Source organism: Paenibacillus sp. SJS-P3 (assembly GCF_056711585.1).
Genome location: NZ_CM160043.1, coordinates 457,810 through 481,994 on the forward strand (window position 1 = coordinate 457,810; position 24,185 = coordinate 481,994).

Annotated in this window: 20 protein-coding genes, 1 pseudogene and 3 riboswitches; of the genes and pseudogenes, 16 read left to right on the forward strand and 5 right to left on the reverse strand. The window is 60.0% G+C overall.

Features of this window, described 5'->3' with window-relative positions:
- The first annotated feature begins 107 nt into the window (after positions 1-107).
- The 6 genes from AC06G8_RS02100 to AC06G8_RS02125 all read left to right on the forward strand — a co-directional run bounded on the left by AC06G8_RS02100 (position 108) and on the right by AC06G8_RS02125 (position 9,335).
- The gene (locus tag AC06G8_RS02100) at positions 108-5,396 is read left to right on the forward strand and encodes a hemoblobin-interacting domain-containing protein (RefSeq protein WP_480284271.1); all 5,289 of its coding nucleotides are present in this window, start codon (positions 108-110) and stop codon (positions 5,394-5,396) included.
- A gap of 188 nt (positions 5,397-5,584) precedes the next feature.
- Positions 5,585-6,412 carry a cupin domain-containing protein gene (locus AC06G8_RS02105; protein WP_480284272.1) on the forward strand — a complete coding sequence of 276 codons (828 nt, stop codon included), beginning with the start codon at positions 5,585-5,587 and terminating at the stop codon, positions 6,410-6,412.
- A gap of 249 nt (positions 6,413-6,661) precedes the next feature.
- A complete protein-coding gene (locus AC06G8_RS02110; RefSeq protein WP_480284273.1) occupies positions 6,662-7,753 on the forward strand; it encodes a hypothetical protein in 1,092 nt (363 codons plus the stop codon).
- Between the two features lie 76 nt (positions 7,754-7,829).
- Positions 7,830-7,961, forward strand: coding sequence for a hypothetical protein (locus AC06G8_RS02115; RefSeq protein ID WP_480284274.1), 132 nt, complete (start codon positions 7,830-7,832; stop codon positions 7,959-7,961).
- A gap of 89 nt (positions 7,962-8,050) precedes the next feature.
- Entirely contained in the window at positions 8,051-8,812 is a 762-nt protein-coding gene (locus AC06G8_RS02120) for an RNA polymerase sigma factor (RefSeq protein ID WP_480284275.1), read from the forward strand.
- An 85-nt stretch (positions 8,813-8,897) separates the two neighbouring features.
- Complete coding sequence (locus tag AC06G8_RS02125; protein WP_447663570.1) at positions 8,898-9,335, forward strand: VOC family protein; 438 nt, start codon at positions 8,898-8,900, stop codon at positions 9,333-9,335.
- 159 nt (positions 9,336-9,494) lie between these two features.
- On the opposite strand, the gene AC06G8_RS02130 is transcribed toward AC06G8_RS02125, so the two are convergent.
- Together AC06G8_RS02130 and AC06G8_RS02135 are read right to left on the reverse strand one after the other, a co-directional pair.
- Positions 9,495-9,809: a DMT family transporter gene (locus AC06G8_RS02130; RefSeq protein WP_480284276.1), complete on the reverse strand. Its 315-nt coding sequence runs from the start codon at positions 9,807-9,809 to the stop codon at positions 9,495-9,497.
- A 1-nt stretch (position 9,810) separates the two neighbouring features.
- Positions 9,811-10,155, reverse strand: coding sequence for a DMT family transporter (locus tag AC06G8_RS02135; protein ID WP_480284277.1), 345 nt, complete (start codon positions 10,153-10,155; stop codon positions 9,811-9,813).
- Between the two features lie 128 nt (positions 10,156-10,283).
- Positions 10,284-10,392: riboswitch (guanidine-I (ykkC/yxkD leader) on the reverse strand.
- Positions 10,393-10,937: 545 nt separating this feature from the next.
- On the opposite strand from AC06G8_RS02135, the gene AC06G8_RS02140 reads away from it, so the two are divergent.
- Positions 10,938-11,411, forward strand: coding sequence for a hypothetical protein (locus AC06G8_RS02140; protein WP_480284278.1), 474 nt, complete (start codon positions 10,938-10,940; stop codon positions 11,409-11,411).
- Positions 11,412-11,580: 169 nt separating this feature from the next.
- On the opposite strand, the gene AC06G8_RS02145 is transcribed toward AC06G8_RS02140, so the two are convergent.
- Both AC06G8_RS02145 and clpP read right to left on the reverse strand, forming a co-directional pair.
- Complete coding sequence (locus AC06G8_RS02145; RefSeq protein WP_480284279.1) at positions 11,581-11,823, reverse strand: hypothetical protein; 243 nt, start codon at positions 11,821-11,823, stop codon at positions 11,581-11,583.
- A gap of 65 nt (positions 11,824-11,888) precedes the next feature.
- The gene (gene clpP, locus AC06G8_RS02150) at positions 11,889-12,476 is read right to left on the reverse strand and encodes an ATP-dependent Clp endopeptidase proteolytic subunit ClpP (protein WP_480284280.1); all 588 of its coding nucleotides are present in this window, start codon (positions 12,474-12,476) and stop codon (positions 11,889-11,891) included.
- Positions 12,477-12,657: 181 nt separating this feature from the next.
- On the opposite strand from clpP, the gene AC06G8_RS02155 reads away from it, so the two are divergent.
- From AC06G8_RS02155 to AC06G8_RS02190, 8 genes and pseudogenes are all read left to right on the forward strand, one after another.
- Complete coding sequence (locus AC06G8_RS02155; RefSeq protein WP_480284281.1) at positions 12,658-13,407, forward strand: RNA polymerase sigma factor; 750 nt, start codon at positions 12,658-12,660, stop codon at positions 13,405-13,407.
- A 1,312-nt stretch (positions 13,408-14,719) separates the two neighbouring features.
- Positions 14,720-14,821: riboswitch (glycine riboswitch) on the forward strand.
- Positions 14,822-14,935: riboswitch (glycine riboswitch) on the forward strand. It begins immediately after the preceding riboswitch.
- 98 nt (positions 14,936-15,033) lie between these two features.
- The gene (gene sdaAB, locus AC06G8_RS02160; protein ID WP_447671059.1) at positions 15,034-15,753 is read left to right on the forward strand and encodes an L-serine ammonia-lyase, iron-sulfur-dependent subunit beta; all 720 of its coding nucleotides are present in this window, start codon (positions 15,034-15,036) and stop codon (positions 15,751-15,753) included.
- Positions 15,722-16,645 (forward strand): L-serine ammonia-lyase, iron-sulfur-dependent, subunit alpha, encoded by a 924-nt coding sequence (sdaAA, locus tag AC06G8_RS02165; RefSeq protein WP_480284282.1) that lies wholly within the window; start codon positions 15,722-15,724, stop codon positions 16,643-16,645. Before sdaAB ends, sdaAA begins: the two co-directional genes overlap by 32 nt.
- Positions 16,646-16,845: 200 nt before the next feature.
- On the forward strand, positions 16,846-18,102 hold the full coding sequence (locus AC06G8_RS02170) for an ABC transporter substrate-binding protein (RefSeq protein WP_480284283.1): 1,257 nt from the start codon (positions 16,846-16,848) through the stop codon (positions 18,100-18,102).
- Between the two features lie 60 nt (positions 18,103-18,162).
- The gene (locus AC06G8_RS02175) at positions 18,163-19,125 is read left to right on the forward strand and encodes a carbohydrate ABC transporter permease (RefSeq protein WP_447663579.1); all 963 of its coding nucleotides are present in this window, start codon (positions 18,163-18,165) and stop codon (positions 19,123-19,125) included.
- Complete coding sequence (locus tag AC06G8_RS02180) at positions 19,122-19,949, forward strand: carbohydrate ABC transporter permease (RefSeq protein ID WP_447663580.1); 828 nt, start codon at positions 19,122-19,124, stop codon at positions 19,947-19,949. The genes AC06G8_RS02175 and AC06G8_RS02180 overlap by 4 nt, the downstream gene beginning before the upstream one ends.
- A gap of 197 nt (positions 19,950-20,146) precedes the next feature.
- Positions 20,147-20,353 (forward strand): annotated as a pseudogene (locus tag AC06G8_RS02185) (YrpD family protein); the annotation flags it as partial.
- Between the two features lie 247 nt (positions 20,354-20,600).
- Positions 20,601-21,080: a copper amine oxidase N-terminal domain-containing protein gene (locus AC06G8_RS02190; RefSeq protein WP_480284284.1), complete on the forward strand. Its 480-nt coding sequence runs from the start codon at positions 20,601-20,603 to the stop codon at positions 21,078-21,080.
- Positions 21,081-21,729: 649 nt separating this feature from the next.
- Here AC06G8_RS02190 and AC06G8_RS02195 read toward each other — a convergent pair.
- A complete protein-coding gene (locus AC06G8_RS02195) occupies positions 21,730-21,942 on the reverse strand; it encodes a hypothetical protein (RefSeq protein ID WP_021882376.1) in 213 nt (70 codons plus the stop codon).
- Between the two features lie 171 nt (positions 21,943-22,113).
- On the opposite strand from AC06G8_RS02195, the gene AC06G8_RS02200 reads away from it, so the two are divergent.
- Positions 22,114-23,718, forward strand: coding sequence for a cell wall-binding repeat-containing protein (locus AC06G8_RS02200; protein ID WP_480284285.1), 1,605 nt, complete (start codon positions 22,114-22,116; stop codon positions 23,716-23,718).
- Positions 23,719-24,185 lie beyond the last annotated feature (467 nt).

Below are 24,185 nucleotides of genomic sequence, written 5' to 3' on the forward strand. Positions count from 1 at the left end.
ATTTCAGTAACCCCATCCGAAATTATGGGGATATTATCCATCCTTGTCATTCGTTATTATTAGGAGGATTCAGTTATGTAAGCGGTACCAATCAGGAGGGGAAGTCATTGGGAAAAGCAAAATCCGTTGCGGCGCTGCTCGGTGCGCTGCTGATCGCCGGCGGAGCCGTTCCGGTCTACGGAGCGGCTCCGGCCGCCAAGGAAACAAAAGCAGGTTGCAGCAGCCCGGTCATGGAAAGATGGGCGGCGCTCGGTCTGGCCAGCGGTTATCCGGGCGGAGCGTGCAAGCCGGATGCGGCGGTTACGCGCGCGGAGCTTGCCCAGCTGATGGCAAGGCTGTTCGGGCTGGCCGATGACGGCTCGGAGCTGGACAAGCCGTACAGCGATGTGGCGGCAGCCTCCTGGTACTCGCAGGCTGTGCGGGCAATCGGGAAAGCAGGCGTCGCGCAGGGCTTCCCGGACGGAAGCTTCCGTCCATCGGCAGCGGTGACGCGCCAGGAGGCCGCGGCCATGGCGGCCAAGCTGTTCAGGCTGCCGCTCGGAACAGGCAGCAGCCTGAACGGCTTTTCGGACGGAGCCGGCGCTGCGGCCTATGCCAAGCCTGCCCTTGAGGCGCTGCTTGCCGGAGGATATTTGAAGGGATACGAAGACGGCAGCCTGAAGCCGCAGCGGCCGATCACGCGCTCCGAGGCCGTCACGCTGCTGGACCGGCTGGCTCCTGCGATGGTGCTGAAGGACGGCAGGCAATCGAACGGCTCAGCGGGAAATATGCTGATCCGGGCCGGAAATACGGTCCTTGAGAATTCGCGCATCAAGGGCGACCTCTATATCGCTCCCGGCGTCGGCGAGGGCGATGTCACTCTGGAAGGAGTCACGGTGGAAGGACGGGTCCTCGTTCAGGGAGGCGGCGTCAACAGCATTCATTTCAAGCATTCGAGCGCCGGCTCTGTCGTGGTCGACAAGGCGGGCTCGCCGGTACGCGTCGTGCTTGAGGATGGCAGCCGGACCGGCAGGCTGTCGGTCGACAGTCCGGCGGCAGTCGAGATCGGCAGCGGCTCGACAGCTGACGAGGTCGAACTTGGCGAGCATGCGGGCAGCACGTCGCTGGACGTGCGAGGCTCGATCGGACGCCTGACAGCCAAGGCGGGAGGCGCCAGCCTGAACGGCAGCGCGTTGCAGCAGGGCCAGGCTGTCGGCGTGGTAGCGGGCGTCGTCGGCGCTCCCGGCGGCACGGGCTCGACAGCGTCGCCAAGCGCGTCGCCAAGCATGACGCCGGCGCCGTGGGCGGGCACGCCGGCGCCGAGCGCGACACCGACGCCGAGCGCGACACCGACGCCAAGCGCGACACCGGCGCCAAGCGCGACGCCGGCGCCAAGCGCGACGCCGACGCCAAGCGCGACGCCGACATCGAGCGCGACACCGACGCCGGGAACAGAGCTCAAGGCTCCGCCCGTGCTTCAGCCCGACGGCGACGACAACACTGCCGGACGCGCCATGGTGCTCTCTTTTGAGGAGGACAGCCTGTGGAGATCCGCCATTACGGCCGTGAGCGTGAACGGATCCTACCTGAATGCAGGAAGCTATCATGCGGATTCGCCAGGCATGCTGGAGATCGGTGCAGGAGCGTTCCCGGGCAAGGGCACATATACCGTGAACGTGGAAGCGAAGGGCTACCGGAACGTACAGGTCCGGCAGCAGGTCGGGGAGTGGATGTTGAGCTGGTCGGACGAGTTCAATGGAAACGCCGCGCAGCCGGACACGAACGGAGTCGACCTGTCCAAGTGGGGATACCAGCTTGGCAACGGCTCGGATTACGGCGTTTCCGACTGGGGGAACAACGAGCAGCAGTTTTACCGCAAGGAGAACTTGAAGGTGGAGAACGGCAGCCTCTTCATCGAAGCGCGCAAGGAAAGCGTGAACGGAAAGCCGTATACTTCGGGCCGGCTCTGGACGTCGCCGACCTTCAGCCAGGCTTACGGCAAGTTCGAGGCCCGCATGAAGCTGCCGGCCGGCCAAGGATTGTGGCCCGCCTTCTGGCTCATGCCGAAGGACAGCGTATACGGCACCTGGGCCGCCTCGGGAGAGATCGACATCATGGAGGCCCGCGGCCGCCTGCTCGACGAGGTCGGGGGCACGCTGCATTACGGAAAGCCTTCGCCCAACAACCGATATACCGGCAAGACGTACACCTTCCCGGAAGGGGAGGACATCACCGGCTTCCACACGTACGGCGTGGAGTGGGAGCCCGGCGAGATCCGCTGGTACGTAGACGGCAAGGTGTACCAGACCCAGAGCCGCTGGGACAGCCAAGGAGCGGGACAGCCGGACAAATACGCGTTCCCGGCGCCGTTCGACCAGCCGTTCTATATCATTCTGAACATGGCGGTCGGCGGCAACTATGACGGCAACCGCCTGCCGGACGACTCGGTTCTTCCGGCCCGCATGGAAGTCGACTATGTCCGCGCTTACGAGATCGACGGCCGGCCTTATCGCACGCCGCAGGAGCCGGCAGCCGAGCGCGAGCCTGTGCCTGCGGACGCCAAGCTCCCGGTGGACGGCAGCTGGATCTACGACGAGACGTATGAGCATGGCCTGAAGGACATCGCGGCATCGGGGACGGCGCTCGATCCTCTGTACTGGAACTTCCTGCATACGCCGGACTTCGGGGGAGCGGGCAGCGCTTCGATCGATACGGTGGACGGCAAGAAAATGGCGAAGATCGCCATCTCCTCCGGAGGCGTGCAAAACTATGCCCTGCAGCTGATCCAGTACGCGACCTTGGTCAAGGGCCACGCCTACAAGCTCAGCTTCGACGCCAAGGCGGCGGCGGATCGGACGATCGCCGTGAAGATGGGCGGAGACGAGGACAACGGATGGGCCGTCTATACGGACCAGTTCTCGCCCGCTCTCGGAACGAGCCTGCAGCATTACGAGTACCGCTTCCTTATGAACGGCGACACGGATCCTACCGCCCGGCTGGAGTTCAATGCCGGCTTGAATGCGAGCGCGGTATGGATCGGAGGCGTCAAGCTGGAGGAGATCGACAGCGTCGCCGATCCTTCCGCCGCCAAGGAACCTCTGGCGGACGGCAACCATGTCTACAACGGAGGCTTCGATCTCGGTACGATGGACCGGCTCGGCTATTGGACAGCCGCTCCTGCCGGCTCCGTCTCGGTTGACGCGGCAGCGCGCGAGGCGAGAATGCATGGTTCCGAAGGGACGCCGATTTCGCTGGAGCAGAGCGGCCTCAACCTGCTGCAGACTGACGATTACGAGCTGACCTTCCGCGCCCGTGCTTCTGCCGCGGGACGCTCCGTGACCGCATCGATAGGAAGCGGCAACGGCTCCGCCGTCTTCGGCTCGCAGGAGTTCGAGCTCGGCAGCGGAATGGACGAATACAAGCTTGCCTTCACGATGCCTGCAGGAGTTACGGATGTGCACGGCAAGCTCCGCTTCCTGGCGGAAGCCAGGGAGGGCGACATCCTGCTGGATTCGGTGCGTCTGGTGCGCACCTCCAACCGCAACGTCGATTACAGCGGAGTAGATCTGTTCCCGCTGAAGAACGGAGGCTTTGATGCAGGCTTCGATGGCTGGGAGCCGTTCCAGCAAGGAGCGCAGGCTTCCTTCGGCATGGATGGCGGAGCGGCGAAGATCGATATTGCGAATGCCGGCTCGGAAGCCTGGAACGTCATGCTCAATCAGGGAGGCATGAGCTTCGCCAAAGGTCTTACCTACCGGCTCGAGTTCGATGCCCGCGCAAGCGAAGCGCGCGGCATACTGACGACGCTGGAGAACGGAGCCTACACGCGGCGCTTCGATTCCGGCACGCTGGCTCTTTCGACGGATTGGCAGCATTTCAGCTATGACGTGAAGATTCCGGAGAAGGAAAGCCTGGCGCTGAAATTCCAGCTCGGCAAGCTGCCGGGAACGCCGGCGGGCTCCCATCAGGTATGGATCGACAATGTCGTGCTGGAGGTCGCGGATGCTCCGGTCAAGCGGCCGCCGCTGCTCATCGCGGACCAGACCGGCAATACGGCCGGCGCTACGCTGGAGCTGACCTTCGCCGACGATGCGGCTTGGCGTGCGGCGGCTGCAGGAGTTGCCGTGAACGGACGCTTGCTGGAAGCAAGCTTGTACGAGCTGCTGCCCGGCGTGCTGAAGCTGCTGCCCGGAGCGGTGACGGAAGGCGGGACGGCTGTTGTGACGGTCAAGGCGGCCGGTTACGGAGATGCGGCCGTACAGCAGCCGGTCAAGGAAGCGGACGGCAATCTGCTGGCCAACGGGTCGTTCAGCGCGGAGGATGCGGGCTGGACCTACTGGAAGGGTGAGGGCGGCGATTCCGAGTTCTCGATCCAGCAGGGCAGGGCCCAAGCCGTCATCCTCAACAACGGCGGGATTCATCCCGAGTGGAAGGTGCCCGTCAGCTGGTCGGCCCAGCTCATTCAGAATAATCTGCAGCTTAAGGCCGGCCGGAGCTACGAGCTCAGCTTCCGCGCCTGGTCCGATGCGGACCGGCCGATCGCGGTGGAATGGGATCCGAACAAGACGTTGACGCCGTCCGTATTCCGTATTACCGGCGACGACCAAGCGATCTACCGGACGGTGATCAAGCCCGGGGCGGATATCACGACGCCGCTGAAATTCCTGCTCGGCAATGTAATCGACGGCGACGCCGCGACTCCGGCCAGCCGCCACACGGTATGGCTGGACGATATCGCGGTGCGGGAGATCGGCTCCGCTCCGACGCTTGCGGTCCAGGGAAGCAGCCAGGCCGGCCAAGACGTGCTGCTCGTTTTCGCGGATGATCCGGCTTGGAGGCAGGCGGTTTCCGCCCTCGTGCTGAACGGCGCCCCCGTTCCGGCGGACGCCTGGACGCTGGAGCCGGGCAAGCTGACGCTGGCGGCTTCGCTCTTTCCGCAAGCCGGCTCTTACCGGCTGACGGTCGAAGCCGCGGGGCATGCTCCGGCGGGGATCGTTATCCAGGCTGCTTCGTCGGCTCCGAATGTTGCCGTAGGCAAGCAGGCATCGGCATCCTCCGCCAAGCAGGCTGATGCGAACGCCGTGGACGGGGATTCCGGCACCCGCTGGGAATCCGAATCCGCGGATCCCCAGTGGATCGCCGTCGACCTCGGCGGCTTGTACCGGCTGGACGAGGCTGTCCTGCACTGGGAAGGAGCCTTCGCCAAAAGCTACCGGATCCAAGTCTCCTCCGCCGAAACGCCGGGCGACGCAGACTGGACGGATGCTTACATGCAGCCAGCCGGAAGCGGCGGGATCGAGCGGATCGCCTTGAGCGGCGTCCAGGCCCGTCATATCCGCATGCTCGGCCTGCTTCGAGGCACGCAGTACGGCTACTCGCTATGGGAATTCGAAGTGTTCGGCAATCCGGCATCCTAGTGAAAAGGAAGGGCCGGCGCAGCGCGGAATCCGCGTCATGCGCCGGCTTTTTTCTCTTGCCTGTCCCCGTGCGTTACGAACGGACGAGCCGCCTGCTCCTCCTATAGTTTCAGTCATGTTGGAAAGGCGGCGTCCATATGTTCTACTAATCACGGCTTTCAGACATACGGACAGAAGGGAAGATGCGCATGGCCATTTCCTATATGGACTACACCTCGCCCGATCTGCAGTTTTTCTTCGACGTGAATAAAAGCAACGCGCTCTTCACCAACAGCAAAAACTACATCAACATTCTCGGCTACAAGCAGCTGAATACGCTCGGCAACGCCTCGATCCTCGATATTTTCATGAGCAAGGGCCATTATGTCGAGCCGCACTATCATCAGAACGCGACCGAGCTCGTATACTGCGTCTCCGGCAAGATTACCGTCTCGTTCATCAATCCGTTCACCAACAAGCTGTACAACATTCCGATCACGCCCGGCCAGGCGGCCAGCGTGCCTCAGGGGTGGTGGCACTACGAGATGGCGACCGAGGACAATACCCATGTCGTGGCGATTTTCGACGCTCCGATGCCGGAGGTCATTTTGGGCTCTGACATTTTGCGGCTGACTCCGCCGAAAGTTATGGCCGATGCGTATTGCCTCGACGAAGCCAAATGGAAGGAAACCGTGGCGCCGATTACGAAAACGGTCGGCATCGGACCGCTCGACAGCTGCGGCAAAACCCGCGCCGACGGCGACTTCGAGGCGCCGTATGCGGATGAGCCGGGGCAGAGCCCTTATCAAGGCTATGGCTCGCCGCCGATATCGGAGCCTTATCAGGCGCAGGCCGATGCATATGCCCAGCAGCAGCCGTACGTTTATCGGACGCCGCCGTTCCCTTATGCGTCCTATCCGGCTTCTCCGTACCAAGCCGGTCTTTATCAGGGAGGCGGCTATCCGCAGGCGCATCAGCCTCCCGGCCAGCCGTATCCGGCGTATCCCTACGCTTCTTACGGGTACCGGCAGCCCTGAAGCGCTTGATTCCCTTGCAGGTATTGGCCGTTCTATAAGATGCTCAAGTCCTCTGCATGCACCGGCTTCTCCGGCAACTGCCGGTCGGCAGAACCTCTTTTGCTCCTGAGCCATGCGGCTCGGGAGCTTTTTTAGTGCAGACCGGTTCTAGCCGATCTGATAGACTGGGAATTATTGGGGAGCGGAGGCGATCTCTTGGGCAAGGAAGGAACAGGAATAGGAGCAGGAAAAGGTAAAGGAAGAGGAGGGATGGGCAGAGCATGCCGGAGCCGTCTCCGGCTGGTTATCCTGCCCGTGCTTGCTTTGCTGGCCGTCATGTCAGCTCCTTGCGGGGCGGCGCTCGCCAACGGCGGGCCGGTCTACGAGCCGGCGGAAGGCTTCGGCCCGATGCGGCTGGAGCATTCGGAGAGCATACTTCTCATCCGGGAGAGGGTTTCCTACTTCATCCCGGATGACACTTCGGAACGCTACGGTCCATTTCCGGAGGTGACGGTCGACTACGAGCTGCATAACGGCGGCAAGGAGCAGCAGGTCGAGGTGCTGTTCCTGTACCCGGATGGGGACGGAATGGAAGGGCTGCGCGTGGAAGAGAACGGGGAAGCGCAGGTTCCCGTCACGCCGGCATCGGAAGATTCTCTTAAAGGCTTGATCGGGCGTCCGACGATCAGGCCGACGATCATGGAGCCATTCTCCGGCAGGCCTCTTGTGACCCGCACAAGCGAACATGCGGTCGGCGGAGGCCGCTTTCCGCTGGTATTCCGGGCCGGCGAAACGAAGCGGGTCCGCATTTTCTACCGGGACCCGGGAGGCTGGGAGGAATCGGCTGTCGTCAACCGGGTCGGATCCCATCTGTATTACTTGTCCCCGGCCTCCTATTGGGCCGGCAAGCCGAAGATCGAGCTGGAGGTCCGGCTTGCGGACCGCAGCTCGCGGCTCAGCTCCAATATCCCCATAAACAAAGAAGGACCGGGCTTGTACCGGGCCTTCCTGAGCAAGCTTCCGGAGGAGGAGTGGGTGTTCTCGCATGCTTCCGGGCATCGGCTGCTGCTTCCGCTTAACCGGCAGCCGGAATACAACCAGCTCGTCCTCCTGATTGCGGGCGTCGGAGGCATCCTGACCGCCATGCTGGCCGGCAGGCTGCGGCGGCTGTGGATCGCCTGGCTCGGAGCCGTCTTTTGGACCGCTCTCGTAATCGGGTCGATTGCCGATATGGGCGGTTATCCGTTCCAAGTCATTCTGATCCCGTTCGTGTACGGGGCGAATGCGGTGTTCCAGCTTGTCGTCGTGATTGCGGCAGGAAGACGGATAAGAAGGCGCAGAAGCAAAGAGGATACGGCTTGATGCGGGCAGGCTGACAGGCATGCCCGTATCAAGTCGCGCCTGCCTTCCGTGGTCACGATGTCCGCAGCCGGTCCAAATGCAGGCCGACAAGCTCGAGCAGCAAGGAATGATCGGAGCTGCCGGAGTTCAGCAAGGAATGTACGGCATGCCCGTGCAGACGTATGAAATGAGCGTTCCATGCATGGCCGTGATGATCGTTGCCCGCTGAGCGGATCGTCATTCCCAGCGACGCGCCGACGGGCTATAATGGACTTCATATTCCTTATTTATCCATATGGCTGGGAAGGAGGGAAGATCATGGAGGAGGCTGGAGTCCGGACGGTTCTGGAGGCGTACATCCCGGACCTGCGGCGACGCTGCCTGCGGCTGGCGGGAGCGGGGTGGGATGCCCAGGATCTGGAGCAGGAGGTGCTGGCCAAGCTGCACCGGCTGCTGCTGCGCGAGCCGGAGCGGAGCCTCACCCAGGCTTATGTGAACCGGATGGCGGCAAATGCCTGGATCGACATCTGCCGCAGCAGGAGGAGCCGCGGGGAACAAGCCGGCGTCGAATACGAGGAGGAGCTCCATGCTCCGCGCGCATCGGGAGGTCCGGACGAAGCGCTGCGCATCCGCGTGCTGCTGGAGCAGCTCGCCGGCCGCCTGAATCCGAGGCAGATGGCGATGATTCTGCTCATGGACGTCTTCCGCTTCACGGCAGGCGAGACTTCCCGCCTGCTTCGCCTGACGCCGGGGGCTGTCAGGGAAGGGCATAGGCGGGCGAGGCAGAGGCTGCAGGCGCTCGCCCGGGAGGAGCAGGAAGGGCAGGAGCAGGCAGCAGGGCAGGAGAGGGGCGGGCCGATCAGGCGCCAGAAATCTGTGGAACCTTTGCCGCCGCGCATTTTTGAGCGGTTCCTTGACGCTTTCCGACGAGGAGATGCCGAAGGCATATGCAGCGCCTATTTGTCCATAGCCTCGCATGGCGTGCAGGTGGACAAGGTCGAAGCCGGAGGAAGGCGGATTTCCTTCGCGTTCCGAGATCCGAGCGGGCATCTCATTCAATTATTTCAGGATTTGGATTAAAACCCGTGTATTTTCGAAGCAGGCTTCCGTTATAGAGGGCGAGAGCGCTCAACTATCCCATAAGATCCGAGGAGTGGATTTGAACATGGCCGTCAAAAACTATGCCGTCATCCAGCTGCCTGTCAGCAATCTGGAAGCATCGATTCATTGGTATCATCACGTTCTGGACATTCCGTTCACTTTTCCGTTCACGCCGGGCGATACCGAAGCCTGGCTGAACGTGGGCGGAGTCGGCCTCGGCCTCGTCAGCAGTCCGAACGTGCCCAAGCTGGAGTTCGAGAACATGCATGGCGTCGTGCAGCCGATCATCTCCTTGCAGGTCGACGATATTCATCAGGCGCATTCGAAGCTGCGCGAGCGCGGCGTGGAAGTGGGAGAGATGTCGTACAAGCCGGGCGGGGGTTACAGCTTCATCCTCCGCGACCCCGACGGCCATGTGTCCAATCTATGGGGGGGCTGGCCGAAGGAAGGCGACGAGGCTCCTGCCGATGCGGATGCTGAAGACGAGACGGCGAAAGCTTAACCCCGGGCTGGCAAGCCGCTGAGGCGGCAGATGCTTGAAGAAAGCAAAGAGGAGGCTCCGGCGGGGAGTCTCCTTCTTGGCATTCAGGCTTCGGGGCGGGACAGCCCTCCCGATGGAACCTGATATAAACTTCAGAGCAGCATGCTCTCTATGTGCGGCCTATCCCGCCGCCTTCAGCCCGACAGCTGCTCCGAGCACGAGCACGATGAACAGGATGCGCAGCGGGTTTTTCGACTCGCCGTAGAACAGCATGCCTACCAGCGCTCCGCCGGATGCGCCGATGCCGGTCCAGACCGCATAAGCGGTACCCATCGGAATCGTGCGCATGGCGAGGGACAGCAGCGAGAAGCTCAGAGCGAAGCCGGCGGCCAGCAGCAGCAGGGAGACGAAGTCGCGGCGGCGGGTCAGCCGGTTCATCATGGCGACGCCGAAGATTTCGCATAGTCCGGCTCCGATCAAATAGGCCCAAGCCATCTCAATGCACCTCCCCGGATGCCGGTTCCTTGTCGTGGCTGACGAGCTTCAGCCCGATGACGCCGACGAGCAGCACGCCGATCAGAATCAGCTTGAGGATCTTGGCGGGCTCGCCGAACAAAATCATATCCGCGAGCACGGTTCCGGCTGTGCCGAGGCCGACAAAGACGGCGTATACGGTGCCGACCGGGAGCGTGCGGCTCGCGCTGATAAGCGCATAAAAGCTCACGAGGATGCAGACAGCGGTCGCGATCCATTCCCAGGCCGTGTCGGCATGCTTGAGCCCGATGACCCAGCCGACCTCGAAGAAGGAGGCGCCGATGATTTTAAGCCAGTTCGCATTCATGATGATGACCCCTTTCGAGCCGCAGATCTTGTCGCCGGGACGGATGGTAAGCTGTATTCCAGCATGCCCCAAAAACGGGGCTGAGCATCAAATAAAGCCCGGAAGACAAACCGCTGCAAAAGCGGCTTATCTCCCGGGCTTTTATCCCTCCGTGTAAATGCGGATCCGTGCTCCGCATCGTTCCCTCTCGGACCAGACCGGCTGGACTTCAGCCGCGGAACCCTAGGCAACCTGAACTGCGCTATGGAATTCAGGCTATTGTATCAACAAGCGGCAGAGGAGGCAAGCACGTTTGCGGCTGGAACTTTTTTGCAGATGGAGACGTCATACGGTTGGATGGGGATAGGGAAGACGTCGTTGAGGTTGATCATTGGGAATAGGAAAGACGCTGTCGTTAGGATGCTTGGTCCGAATGGGGACGACTTCGTTACGATAAATAGTCATAAATGGTCATGGAAAGGAAAAGGCTTCATGCGATGGGATGATCTTGAGAAGGAAGGCGCAGCAAGGATATAAGCGAGCAGGGGAGAGGATTGAATGACTGTCACCGCGAGACGAATCCATAGGCTGCACGCCGTTTTCCTGTTGTTGTCGATTGGAGCTTTGTTGATCAGTGCGGGCATGTGGAGATATGGAGTCGTCCATCAGGCTTCGGGAGAAATGGATGAAGCGACGAGCCAGGCTATTTTCGGGATGCTTGGGGCCGTTTTTTTCGGCGGCAGCTCGGCAGGAATCGGGCTCCTTTGGCTGGCCGGCAGAGGAATAGGGAGGGGGGATTCAGCATGAAGGGAACCATGCTTGTGCGCTATCTTTTGCTATACGGCATTTTTGTTGCCTTGTTTCTGGGAGCATTGCTTGGCGTGGAGCGGATTGAAGGGTATAAGATCGCGACGACCGAGTATTACGGAATGATGAATATAGGCGGCATCTATATCGCGATGATGTTCATCCTGACGGTAGCTGTCTACCCTGTCCTGGCGCTTCCGCTGACGCTGCTGGCCAACCGCTGGCTGCGGCATCCTGCGCTGCAAGCCGTGCTGTTCACGGGATTGGCCTTGTGGGCCGGCCTGTATCATTATAACAGCTACGGGGATTATTTCATCGAAGGGTACGGGCTCACCCCCTGGAGCTCGATATGGATCTTCGCGGCCGCGGGCCTGCTGTACACGGCAGCCAATATCGGTCTTGGCAGGCTGGCGGATCGAGCGGGAGATTCGGCGATCCATCCGCCCCTAGATCGTCATGGACCCGCTTGAATCCGTGGGCCGGCCCGGTCAATGGCAAGCATAAGCATCGCCGTTATCCGTCCGGCAGCCCGCTCATCCGGGTGCAAAAGCTCCGTCGATATCCGGTGGGAAGCCGGTCATCCGACAACCAAAAAGCCCCGCCGCCCATCCAATGGATGAGCACGGGGCGCAAGTCAGGTCATGCAAACCCGACCTTAGACTTCTGGCGTTCCTTGAGGTTGACCGATACGGTGCGGATCGAGGAGACGGGAATATACAATTCCTGATACTCCGTCTTGTATTTCACGAACTTGTCGTCCACTTCTTCCAGAATGCCTTCCCCGATATGGGTTCCGTCGAGAAAATGAATCAGCACCTGCTTGCCTTTCAAATGCTCCAGCATAGCCATCACCTCTGCGGTTAAAGTTGGATTCCATTCCATTGTACACCTTCCGGGTGCCGGCTTGGCGAAAGTATTCGATAGCCGGACCGGGCGCGCTCTTGTTCTCAAGGCTGCATGCTCGTAATGATTTGGTCCACGATTCCATATTCCTGCGCCTCTTCGGCGGAAAGGAACGTGTCGCGGTCCGTATCCCGCTCGATGCGCTCCAGCGGCTGGCCGGTACGCTCCGCTGCGATCCGGTTCATCTTGTCCCTCAGCTTCAGGATGCGCGTTGCGGAGATGGCGATGTCGCTGGCCTGGCCCTGCGCTCCTCCTGAAGGCTGATGGAGCATGACCTCGCTGTTCGGCAGCGCTCCCCGCTTGCCCTTTGTACCTGCGAGCAGGAGCCAGGCTGCCATGGAAAAGGCCGTTCCGGTGCAGAGCGTCCGGACGTCCGGCTTCACGAACTGCATCGTGTCGTAGATGGCGAGGCCGGCGCTCGTGGAGCCGCCCGGGCTGTTGATGTACATATGAATGTCCTTGTCGGGGTCATCGGCGGCCAGGAACAGCAGCTGCGCGATGATCGCGTTGGCCATATTGTCCTCGATCGCCGTGCCGACGAATACGATACGGTCTTTCAGCAGCCGGGAATAAATATCATAGGAGCGTTCCCCCTTGTTGGTCTGCTCCACGACATAAGGGATATGGGTCACAGGTCGTCATCCTCCTTCGCTGGATGGGTCGGAATGGTTTTGCCACTGGTAAACGGATGCGGGGAAGGAAAGGATACGGCTTGAACGCGGAAAAGAAATTCCCCTGTCTTGAGTATCCTTTTGGCAGGATCATTCGTTTACCGGTCAGAATATCTATGCGTATTGAAAGGGGATGCCGCCGATGGAGACGGGGCTGGAGCTGGAGGAAGAGCGCGCGGCGCTGAGAAGATATTGCCTGGCGCTGACCCGCAGCGCCTGGGAAGCGGAGGATCTGGAGCAGTCGGCCTGGTGCAGGGCGCTGGCCGCCCCGATCTGGCGGGAGCATCCCAACCGCCAGGCGCTGCTGCTGCGCATCGCCCGGAACCTGTGGACGGACCATTTGCGCAGGGAAGCTCTCCGCCGCCGAACTTTGCCCGAGCTGGAGGAGGCGGGGGCCGTCCAGCCGGCGGCGAGCTGGGAGCTGGAGGAGCTGCTGCGCCCGCTGGAGCTCCGCCTGTCTCCGCTGCAGCTGTCGGTATGGCTGCTGCGCGAGGTCATGAACCGGTCGATCCGGGAGACGGCGGAGCTGCTTCTGACGACGGAAGGCGCGGTGAAAGCCGCCTTCCACCGAGCCCGGTGCGCGCTTGACGGCGTCAAGCGCGATCTGCAAGCAGGCGGCCTGAGGGAGCCGGCCGACGAAGCGCTCATGGCCCGGCTGCGCTGCCTGGCCGCCGCGGTGCGGACGGACGATGCGGCCGCCATCGCGGCGCTCGCCGAGCAGGACGTGCTGGAGCCGGCTGTGGCGGTCGGCATCATTGGCGCAAGCGCCCATGCCGCCGCAGCGCATCGGGGACCGCAGGCGATGCTTGCCGGAAGCGGGTTCTACGCCTCCGCCGGCGGCGGAGTGTTCGTCTCTGCCGGCGGCTGGGCGTCGTATGGCATGGCAGGCTGAGTCGTTCTTAGGTAATCGCCGAGTTCAACGAGCTGTGGGACATAGTTCAGCTAGTTGTAGCCGCTGCATTTGCCGGATTGGGATAGCGACAAAAACCTTGATCGGGCTGAAAAAGCGGCCGGTAAAAAAGGCATAAGCACGCAGGAGGCCGGAACCTGAGGAGGTTTCGGCCTGTTCATGCTGTGTATAGGCTTTATTTAGATTTAGATTTAGATTTAGATTTAAGCTTGGTCGTGGTCGTGGTCGTGGTCGTGGTCGTGGTCGTGGTCTTGATCTTGGTCTTGGTCTTGGTCTTGGTCTTGAGCGTGGTCTTGGCTTAGGTTTGAGCCTCATGCAGGAACGCTTTGTGCGGCAAATTGTTGCTGGGGTGGGAATTCGGGTGTCATTAGACGACGTATCGGACATACGATCTGTTATTTAGGGATTTTCATCGATTTCGCCGAGTTATCGGACATAGGTTCCGCTATTTGGGGTAAAACAGCCCGTTTTGAGTGGTTATCACAAAAATAAGGGATCCAATGTCCGTTAAATTTTTTTGAACGGAGATTTACGCTGAAATAGCGGATCGTATGTCCGATACGAGAGAAGTTTTGGTTTTGAATGACAGTCGGCACACCCCGGCACCATGCCCAGCATCGTAAACAATCTGCCCCGACCCCCGGCACCATGCCCAGCATCGTAAACAGTCTGCCTCGACCCCCGGCACCATGCCCAGCATCGCCCAATCCGCCCCCGAACCCCGGCACCATGCACCAGCATCGTCCAATCTGTCCCGACCCCCGGCATCATGCAGCCAGCATCGTACAATCTGTCCCGAACCCCGGCACCATGCAGCCAGCATCGTGCAGTCTGCCCCCGAACCCCGGCACCATGCAGCCAGCATCTTACAATCTGTCCCGAACCCCGGCACCATGCAGCCAGCATCGCACAATCTTCCCGCGAACGCCAGCATCGTACAATCTGCCCCGAATCCCGGCACCATGCACCAGCATCGCCCAATCTGCCCCCGACCTCCGGCACCAAGCAGCCAGCATCGTACAATCTGCCCCCGAACCCCGGCACCATGCACCAGCATCGTCCAATCTGCCCCGAAACCCCGGCACCATGAATTCACACAGCCGGCCCGCAGAGCCGGCCTCGTACGCCATGCACTCATAGCCCGTCCCGTGCAGCGCCATGACTGCCTTTTCGCGTATTCGCCGCCTCCAGTCATCCTGCCCGCGGACTGCGGGTTGAAGATGGCCGCGCTCCTGCATATAATGAATGTAGATAACGTTTGCAATCTGACGAAATCCTTAATTGAATAGAGCGGATGAAGGCAGCGGGAGAGACTACCTGTAACATGGGGCGGCGCCGAAGGAGTAAGCCCTGGGGACAGGGTGAATCTCTCAGGCAAAAGGACCTTTGCCGGACGCATCTCTGGAGAGAATTCCGTGGCCGCGCACAGGCGCGCATGGAATCACCCAAGGGGAAACTCGCGAAGCGGGAAGCGAGGCAACTCTCAGGTACAAAGGACAGAGCGGAAGAATCGCTGGGAACGGGCGGCACGCCCTTCTTTCGGCGCATTCTTCTGCTCTGTCCCTTTTTTCGGCCTCTACAACAACTCAAGACGAAGGAGAATTTGCTGTGCGGTTCAAAGACGTGTTTTCCATTATCGGTCCGGCCATGGTCGGACCTTCCAGCTCCCATACGGCGGGGGCGGCGCGAATCGGGCTTGCGGGGCGCAGGCTGCTGGGCGAAATGCCGCAGAAAGCGAAAATTTCCTTCTACGGCTCCTTCGCGGCCACCTATCAAGGACATGGCACGGATACAGCCGTCACAGGCGGACTCATGGGCTTTCATACGGATGACCCGCGCCTGCCCGATTCGGTGGAGCTGGCCGAGGAAGCGGGAATGGACCTGGTGTTCCAGGAGGGGAAAGGGCTGTTCCCCCATCCCAACACGGTCCGGCTCGATCTGACCGCTGCGGACGGAAGCCGCGAGCTGTCTCTGCTCGGCACTTCGATCGGTGGAGGCAACGTGGAGGTCGTGGAGGTGAACGGCTTCGCGGTGAAATTCAGCTGCTCGTACCCGACGCTGCTCATCCGGCACCGGGACCAGCCGGGCGTCATCGCGGCGCTCTCCGCGGCGCTGCAGGAGGAAGGGCTCAACATCGGCGGGCTGTCGCTCAGCCGCATGGAGCGCCAGGGGGAGGCGCTGGCCGTGGTGGAGCTGGACGCTCCGGTGCAAGCGGGTCTGATGGAGCGGATCGGCCGAATGCCGCATGTGCTTCAGACGGATTATATGGATTTGAACGATGACAGGGGGAACGACGATGAACTTCCGGACGCTGAAGGAACTGAGTGAGCGCTGCAGCGAAAGCGGCCTGAGCATCGGCCGTCTCATGCTGGAGCAGCAGTCGCGCGAATCGGGCCGCGAGCCCGAGGTGGAATTCACGGCGATGAAGGACTATTACGGCATCATGAAGGAAGCCGTCCATAACGGCCTGACGCGGGACACGACATCCCGCAGCGGCCTGACCGGGCTCGACGCCCAGCGGGTCGCGGCTTACAACGCGGCCGGGGAGCCGAGCCTCGGCGGCGATGCGGGGCGCGCCATGGCGTATGCGCTGGCCGTGTCGGAGGTGAATGCTTCCATGGGCCGCATCGTGGCGACGCCGACGGCAGGCTCCTGCGGCATTATTCCCGGCGTATTTGTCAGCACGCAGGAGCGCTTCGGCTGGAGCGAAGACGAGATGACCTACGGCCTGTTCGCGGCCGGGGCGATCGGTTATGTCATCGCGAACAACTCCTTCGTATCCGGAGCGGAGGGCGGCTGCCAGGCGGAGGTCGGCTCCGCGATCGGCATGGCCGCCGGAGCGCTTGCGGAGCTGCGCGGCGGCACGCCGGACCAGGCTGTACACGCGGTCGGGCTCGCACTGAAGAACTCGCTGGGCCTAATCTGCGATCCCGTCGGCGGGCTGGTGGAGATTCCGTGCATCGTGCGCAACGGCTTCGGCGCCGTCACGGCGCTTGCGGCTGCCGATATGGCGCTTGCCGGCGTGCGGAGCGTCATTCCTTCCGACGAGGTCGTGCAGGTGATGCTGGAGGTCGGCGCTGCAATGCCGGAGAAGCACCGAGAGACTGCGGGCGGCGGGCTGGCGCAGACACCGACCGGCAAGAAGCTCATGAGCGAGCTGCGCAAGAAAGGCCGCCCTCTGCGCAAAGCGGAGGATGAGGGCGGGAATACGGAAGGTTAGCAAAGCGGAAGGCCCCTTGCCGGGGCCTTTTTTGATTACAAGCGTTGTTTTCTGATCTTTCCCAATCTTTTTCCGCTGCCTGTTTCAAATCCCTCTGAACGGTTTATAGGTATTAAATCCTTTTTCAGCTGGAATACCAGCGGGACAACCGAATAGAATGGTACCATCATGCGCTTCAACATGTCAGGAGGAATGCGGAAGTGGTCAAAACCAGAATGGTTGGCTTATGCATGCTGATTCTTGCCATGATCGCCGCGGGCTGCGGCAGCACTTCATCAACCGAGAAAACGAAAACGCTTACACTCTGGTACTGGAACCGAAGCCTCGACGACGGCCTCATCAAGTCCGTCGAGCAGAAGTTCCCTGGCATCCGCATCAACGCGCAGAAAATCGGAGGCGACTTCAAGTCCAAGCTGAAAACGACGCTCGCCGCCGGCTCCGCAGGACCCGATATCGTCGCTTTCAACGATTGGGTGTCCGAGCTGTTCGTCAGCTCCGACCGCTTCTACGATCTGTACGACCTCGGAGCCAAGGAGATCGAGCCGGATTTCCTCGACTGGAAATGGAATTTCGGCGTAACGCCGGAAGGGACGATGATCGCCCTGCCGATCGATACGGGGCCGACCGCTCTGTTCTATCGGGCCGATCTGTTCCAGGAAGCCGGCCTACCGTCGGATCCGGAGGACGTGCACAAGCAGCTTGGAACGTGGGAGAGCTATCTCGACGCAGGCAAGAAGCTTCAGGATCATTTTGCCGGCAAGGTCAAGATGCTCGACAACGTCAACAACGTCTACACCCAGGTCAATGCCCAATCCGACCGCATCTATTTCTCCAAGGAAGACGAATTCATCGGCGATACGCCTGATTCCTCGATGAAGAACGCCTGGAACCTGGCCGTCAAGGCCGCCCAATTGAAGCTGGCTGGAAATGCAAACGCCTTCACGAGCGAATGGAGCGCAGCCATGAACAACAGCAGCATCGCGTCCTTCGTCGGGGCCGTCTGGATGAAAGAGGTTCTGGAGGAGGCCGCGCCGGATACGAGCGGCAAATGGAGAGTCGCCCGGGCTCCGGGCGGAGACGGCAACAACGGCGGCTCCTTCCTCGCCATCATGAAGACGAGCAAATACCCGCAAGAGGCCTTCGAAGTCATCCGCTATCTTCAAAATCCCGACAATCAGATTCAGTCCTATAAAAATCTCAATCTGTTCCCTTCCGCCGCCAAAGCGCTGGACGATCCCGTCATGAAGGAGAAGGAGCCCTTCTTCGGCAATCAGGCGACCGGCGAGATCTTCTCGGAATCCGCGCGGAACGTGAAGCCGGCCTACTTCGGAGGCAAGTATTCGAATGTGAACGGAATCGTCGGCCGCGAGCTGACCTCCGTCGCCCTGCAGGGCAAAAACCCCGACAAAGCCTGGAAAGACGCGATAAGCCGGATCAAAAAAGAGCTGCTGCGCTGACGCGAAAGCCGCTGCCCGCTGTGCATTCCTAAGATCAATGGCTGACAGGAGGTCACCCCAATGGGCAATCCCATGCTGAACGCGGAGCCTGCCCGCGCTCCCGTACCCCCGCGCATCAAAGGCAGCTTGGCTTCGAGACTTTGGAGGCATCGGAAGGAATACCTGGCCATATCGCCTTTTTACATCTTGTTCGCCATTTTCGGCTTGTTCCCGATCGCATTCTCCATGTACCTGTCCTTCCAGAAGTGGGATGGAATCGGAAGGATGAGCTACAACGGAGTGAACAATTACCGCTTCATGCTGACGGATCCCGAATTCTGGAAGGCGGTCGGCAACACGCTGCTCATCTGGATCTACTCGACGATTCCGATGCTGTTCATCGCGCTGGCCGTCGCGTTCCTGCTCAATTCCTCGTTCGTCCGGTTCCGGACCTTCTACCGGATCGGCTATTTCCTGCCGAACGTCACCTCGCTGGTGGCGGTGGCGATCGTGTTCGGCACGATTTTTTCCAACAACTACGGGCTGCTCAACTATGTGCTGAACTTGCTGGGCCTGAATTCGATCGAGTGGCTGAACAAAACCTGGGGCATCCAGCTCGCGGTGTCCGTCATGGTCATCTGGCGCTGGGCGGGCTACAACGCGATCATCTATCTGGCGGGCTTGCAAAGCATCCCGAGCGTTCTCTATGAAGCCGCCAAAATCGACGGGGCCTCGACGATCCAATCCTTTTTCCGGATCACGATCCCGAACCTGAGGCCGATTATCCTCTTCACGCTGATCACCTCGACCATCGGAGGCATGCAGATCTTCACCGAGCCGCAGGTGCTCGCGGGCAATGACGGAGGGGTCAGCGGCGGCGGCCTCACGATCGTGCTGTATCTCTACCGCGAAGCGTTCATCCATAACTACTTCGGCTTCGGCGCGGCCGTCGGCTGGGGGATGTTCGTCCTGATCGCGCTATTCTCGATCGTGAACTGGCTGTTCGTCCAAGGCGGGCCTACCCGCGGGCAGGGGGTGAAGTGATGGCGACGAGAACCAAATCGATCCTGCTCCATATCGGCCTCGCCATCGGGCTGCTGATTTCGATCTTCCCGTTCTATTGGCTGCTCGTCATGGCGACGCGCACGACATCGGATATTTACAGCTTCCCGCCGAAGCTGTGGTTCGGCACCCAACTGCTCGACAATATCGGCCGGGTGTTCGACAACGTCGATTTCTTAGGAGCATTCTGGAATACGTTGTTCGTCGCCTCCGCCTGCACCTTGCTGGTGCTGTTCTTCGATTCGCTGGCGGGATTCACGTTCGCCAAGTTCGATTTCCCGGGCAAAAAGATGCTGTTCGTCCTGCTGCTGGCGACCATGATGGCGCCGTCCCAGCTGTCGCTCGTGCCTTCCTTCGTCATCATGGCCAAATTCGGCTGGGTCGGCACGTTCAAGGCGCTGATCATCCCGGGAATGGCCAATGCGTTCGGGATCTTCTGGATCCGGCAGTACGCCCAGGAATCGGTGCCGTCCGAGCTGCTGGATGCCGGCCGCATCGACGGCTGCGGCTTTCTGCGTCTCTATTGGAACGTAGCCCTGCCGATTTTGCGACCCGCGCTTTCCTTCCTCGGCGCCTTTACCTTCATCGGAGCGTGGAACGACTACCTGTGGCCGCTGATCATCCTGACCGACGAGCGCAAATATACGCTGCAGGTGGCGTTGGCGTCGCTGAACGGGATCTACGTGACGGATTATTCGATGGTCATCGCCGGAACATTGCTTGCCGTCATTCCCCTTATCATCCTGTTCCTGTTCATCAGCAAGCAGTTCATCTCGGATATCGCAGCAGGCGCGATCAAGAGCTGACGCTTTCCTGACGAAGGGCATGGATGTATAAGTCGAGCCGATTGGCGCAAAAGGTCAAACGAAGCAAGCTGGCGCCGGTGAGCCTCCAAGCGTCAGCTTGCTTCTTTGCGTTTGGCCTGAACATATGGAATCCGGGACTATAGATTCAGAACGGACTAGCTGTTTACTCCTAAAAATCGGATAGAACGGCTTACAACGTTAATTTTGATTCGTCATACAGCCAGGTTCAGTATCGGAATGGATATGAGCCAGGCGCCAGCATCAACTACTACACCTATTACAATGCCAGCGGATACGTCCGCATGAAACTTACGGGCACTGCGCTTTGCGCCGATCTTAATTGCAATAATTCAACATCGACAATGCTTACGACAATCATGCAGACGGACCAAGCGGTTAATTAGAGCGCCGTCAACAACTACAAGCTCGTTACCAGCATCGTTACAAGCGCCACTTCCGGCAATAACGTTGGAGTGTTTTCCAGCATCAAAGTCGGCACGACTTCCGTCCCGTCTGCCAACTTCTCCGCACCTCTGGTGGATCATGCGACGATTACCCGGGATGCGAACAATACGGTGAGAATTGCTTGTGATTGACAAAGCAACTTTTCGAAGCGATCGCGTCTAATTATTTGAGAATATGATCCTTATCATGAAAGGGCTGAGAAAATTGTCTCGTCGTATACAAGTACTCTTTCTGGCATTGATCGTCGGAGTGTCTGTTTTTGGGGCCGGATTGGCAGGAGCTGCTAAAGCTCCGTCGAACAACGATGGAATCAATCGTCCAACGATTGTCATCAACGGCAAGGTTTCCGAGTTGAAGGCCGTAATCCCGCCAAGCGGATCGACTATGGTTCCGTTCCGATCCTTGTTTGAAGCCCTTGACCTGAATGCCGAGTTCGACAATAACACCAAAATGGTGACAGCCAAGAACGATACGACAACCGTTACTTTGACCGCCGGCAAAATGACCGGGACGATCAACGGCAAGGAAATCAAGCTCATTCAAGGACCGGGACTATCAGATGATGATGACTTGATGTATGTGAACTTGCGATTCATCGCCGAAGCATTTGGCGGAGTCGTCGGTTTTGACAAGAGCACGCTTACGGTAACCATTGATTTTAATTGAGATAACCTTGGGAAAAGGGACCCTTCCCGGTCATCAGGCACGGGCAGGTCCCTTTTCCTGTCGCAATAGTGCGGCCCGCAGGGCGATGTTGCCGAGGCGCGTTGCTTCGGTCTGAGCTCCGTTCAGCCCCCGCGCTGTTCCCGCTCCCGACAGCCTCTTTCTATCGCTTCGTCCAGCTTTCGCTGCGAATAGGGCTTGTCCTTGGGCATGCGCTCCCAGATCTGGAGCAGCACGACGAGGATGGCGAGCAAGAGATGTTGGTCATGGATTCTGCAACTCCCATTTCATTAACGCCCTCAAGGGCGAGTTCTATCATTTGAAACAGCTGCAGATGTAGCTCTGCAGGCTTATGCAGAGGGTGCAGCAGGCGCAGTGGAGCTGGAAAGATCTCCATGCCGTTTGACAGATGGTGCGCTGCAGCTTTTGGAGGCGGTCTTTCAATCGCGCCGCTCTGAATTATTTGTATGAACGATACCAGGAAAAAGAGGATACCCGCCGGGTTATCCTCTTTTTTCTTTTTATTTTTTGCATACTATAAACCTGTAATAACTCTCAGGAGCGTCAGAAAGACAGGAGGGTTGTTGAATCCTCTCATCCCGTCTGCCAGGACAATGAGATTTCCCCTTGCTGTCAAGGACGTCGAAGCGGATTACTTGCGCAGCTCGAAAAACTCGCAGCCGCTGCGGGAGTGATAGGCAAGGTCGGCGACGCCGGATTGGATGACGACCGTACGCTCGTCGAAGCGGACAATGCAGCTGCCGGATTCGATCATCTGGTCGTCGCGGAAGACGCGCACCCGAATGCTCTTGTCGAGCGCTTCCTGGAAGTCGGCATCGGTATGAAGCGGGCGTATGTGGGCCATGGCGGGAAGCTCCTTTGTCATAAGGTCGTGGACAGTCATTGAAAGCCATTATAGCATAAGCGCACAGCTCCGGGGCTCTGTCTGGAGGATGGACAGTCGGGCAGGTTTGGGGATGGGCGGCGGAGGAAACGATGATACGGAGATGGATCGGCGGAAGGGGGACTGAGGGCAATGGATAAGGGTCAGAGAGCGGATGGGATTCAGGGCAGCGAACGGGAAAGGAAGGGAGGGATCGAACTCGGCAAACCCCGAATCATAGCCCGCTTCGGGCATGTCCGTCAGGCAGCTTTGTTCGGGCTTATGCTTCTGTCCGCAGCGATGCTGGAGGGCTGCTTCTCCCATTCCGCTCTGCAGCAGCCTACCCGGACAGTGATGTCGGATGTGACGGGCGGAAGTCGGCAGGCAGACATTCCGATGCTGAAGCCGGAGACGCTGTCGCAGGCTGATGAGAGAGGCAATGCAGGCGGGGATCGCAAGCCTGAGGGCGGAGCGGCAGCTGGTTCGGCAGCCGAATCGCCAGGGAGCGATGCATCCGGGAAGCTTCCCGCGAACCCTGCTGCAGCCCCTTCGCCGTCTGCAATTCCATCGGAGTCTGCAGCCCCAGGCGAAGCCGACGCTTTTCGCGACAGCGCTCCCGAGGCGCTGGCCGTCCGTTCGTCCGAAGCGGCGATGCAAGCGGCTCCATGGATCGCTACGGCTCATACGACGCGAATCAACGCCGGCGATCCGTATGAAGCGGCTGTTCTGGCATCGCGAATGGCATGGCCGTCAACGGAAGGCGAGGAACGTCTGGGCGGGGTCGTAATCGTGCCCAGAGGGGACTGGATTGCAGCCGTGCTGGGAGCGGGCTTGATCGACGATGCCGCGGACGGTCCGCTGTTGTACGCAGATGCAGACGGGATTCCGGAGGCGACATTGCAGGAGCTTAAGCGTCTGCGGCCGATTGGCGCAGCCGAGAATGGAGGCGTGCAGGCCATACTGGTCGGAGCGCTGGGACCGCAGGTTCAGCGGCAGGCGGAGAAGCTCGGCCTGCGCGTCGAACGGATCGCAGCCCGCGGAGCCGCTGATCTGGCCCGCGCCGTGGACGCTTACGAAGCCGCGCAATTAGGCGAATATCCGGCTGATGTCCTCGTCGGATCTGGGGACGAGGAAGCCCGGCTGTACACGGCGCCCGCCGTGAGCCTGATCGCCAGCGGCGCAGAGCCGCTGCTGCTCGTCAGCCGCGCCGGCGTTCCGCTGGAGACGGCGCAGGCTCTGGAGCTGCGCGGGGGCAAAGCGCGCATCCACCTGATCGCGCCAGAGTCTATTGTGCCGTCCGAAGTAGCCGAAGCATTGGCTGAATACGGCCAAGTCACCCGTATTTCGGGCGAGGATCATTTTGCCCAATCGGTGGCTATGGCCCGGTACGGGGAAATTGCCCGGACAGGTGCAGAAGGAAGCGAGGCCGGGATATCGCGAAGCGTTTCGCTCGTGAGCTCGGAGTCGCCGTCGCTAGCTCCTGTCGCAGCGCTGCTGTCCCGAGCGGGCATGTCCGCTCCTCTCCTATGGACGGAGAAGGAGGCTATGCCGGAGACGGTCCTAGCTTATGTGAAATCGCGGCTGACAGAGGGACAGGATTCCTTGGCCTCCTTTCGCCATGCTTGGCTGATCGGAGAGCTTGGCAGCTTATCCATGCAGGCGCAAGGGGAAGTCGACGCGGTCGTTCAACGAGCCGCGGTTCCCGGGCTCGGGAAGGGTGAAGCGGCCGGAAGTTCGGGGGGCGGGCAGCGGGAGTAGGGACAGGAGGAATTGCAGAGGGATTTGAATAGGGAATGGAACAGAGATCGGAATAAGAATAAGAATAGGGATAGGAATAGGGATAGGAATAGGGATAGGAATTGGGATAGGGATTGGAATTGGAATATAGATCGGGATATATCGGAGCAGAGATCGGAAGATAGTCGGAGCAGAGAAGGAATATAGTCGGAGCAGAGAAGGAATATAGTCGGAACAGAGAAGGAATATAGTCGGAACAGATAACGGAACAGAGAACGGAGCCGAGTCGAAGGAGGAATAGGAGCAGTTAAGGAGCCGAGCAGGCTTCCCTGCCAAGAGGCTGGGGCTTTAAAGCATCATGGTGAGGCAATAGCAACGGACGAATTTGGATTCGCGATTAAGCGAGTCTTTTTGTCGTGTGAAAAGGTTATCAAGGACAATTAATATAGGATCAAAGTTTTCATTAAGCGTTAAACTATAATTTCAAA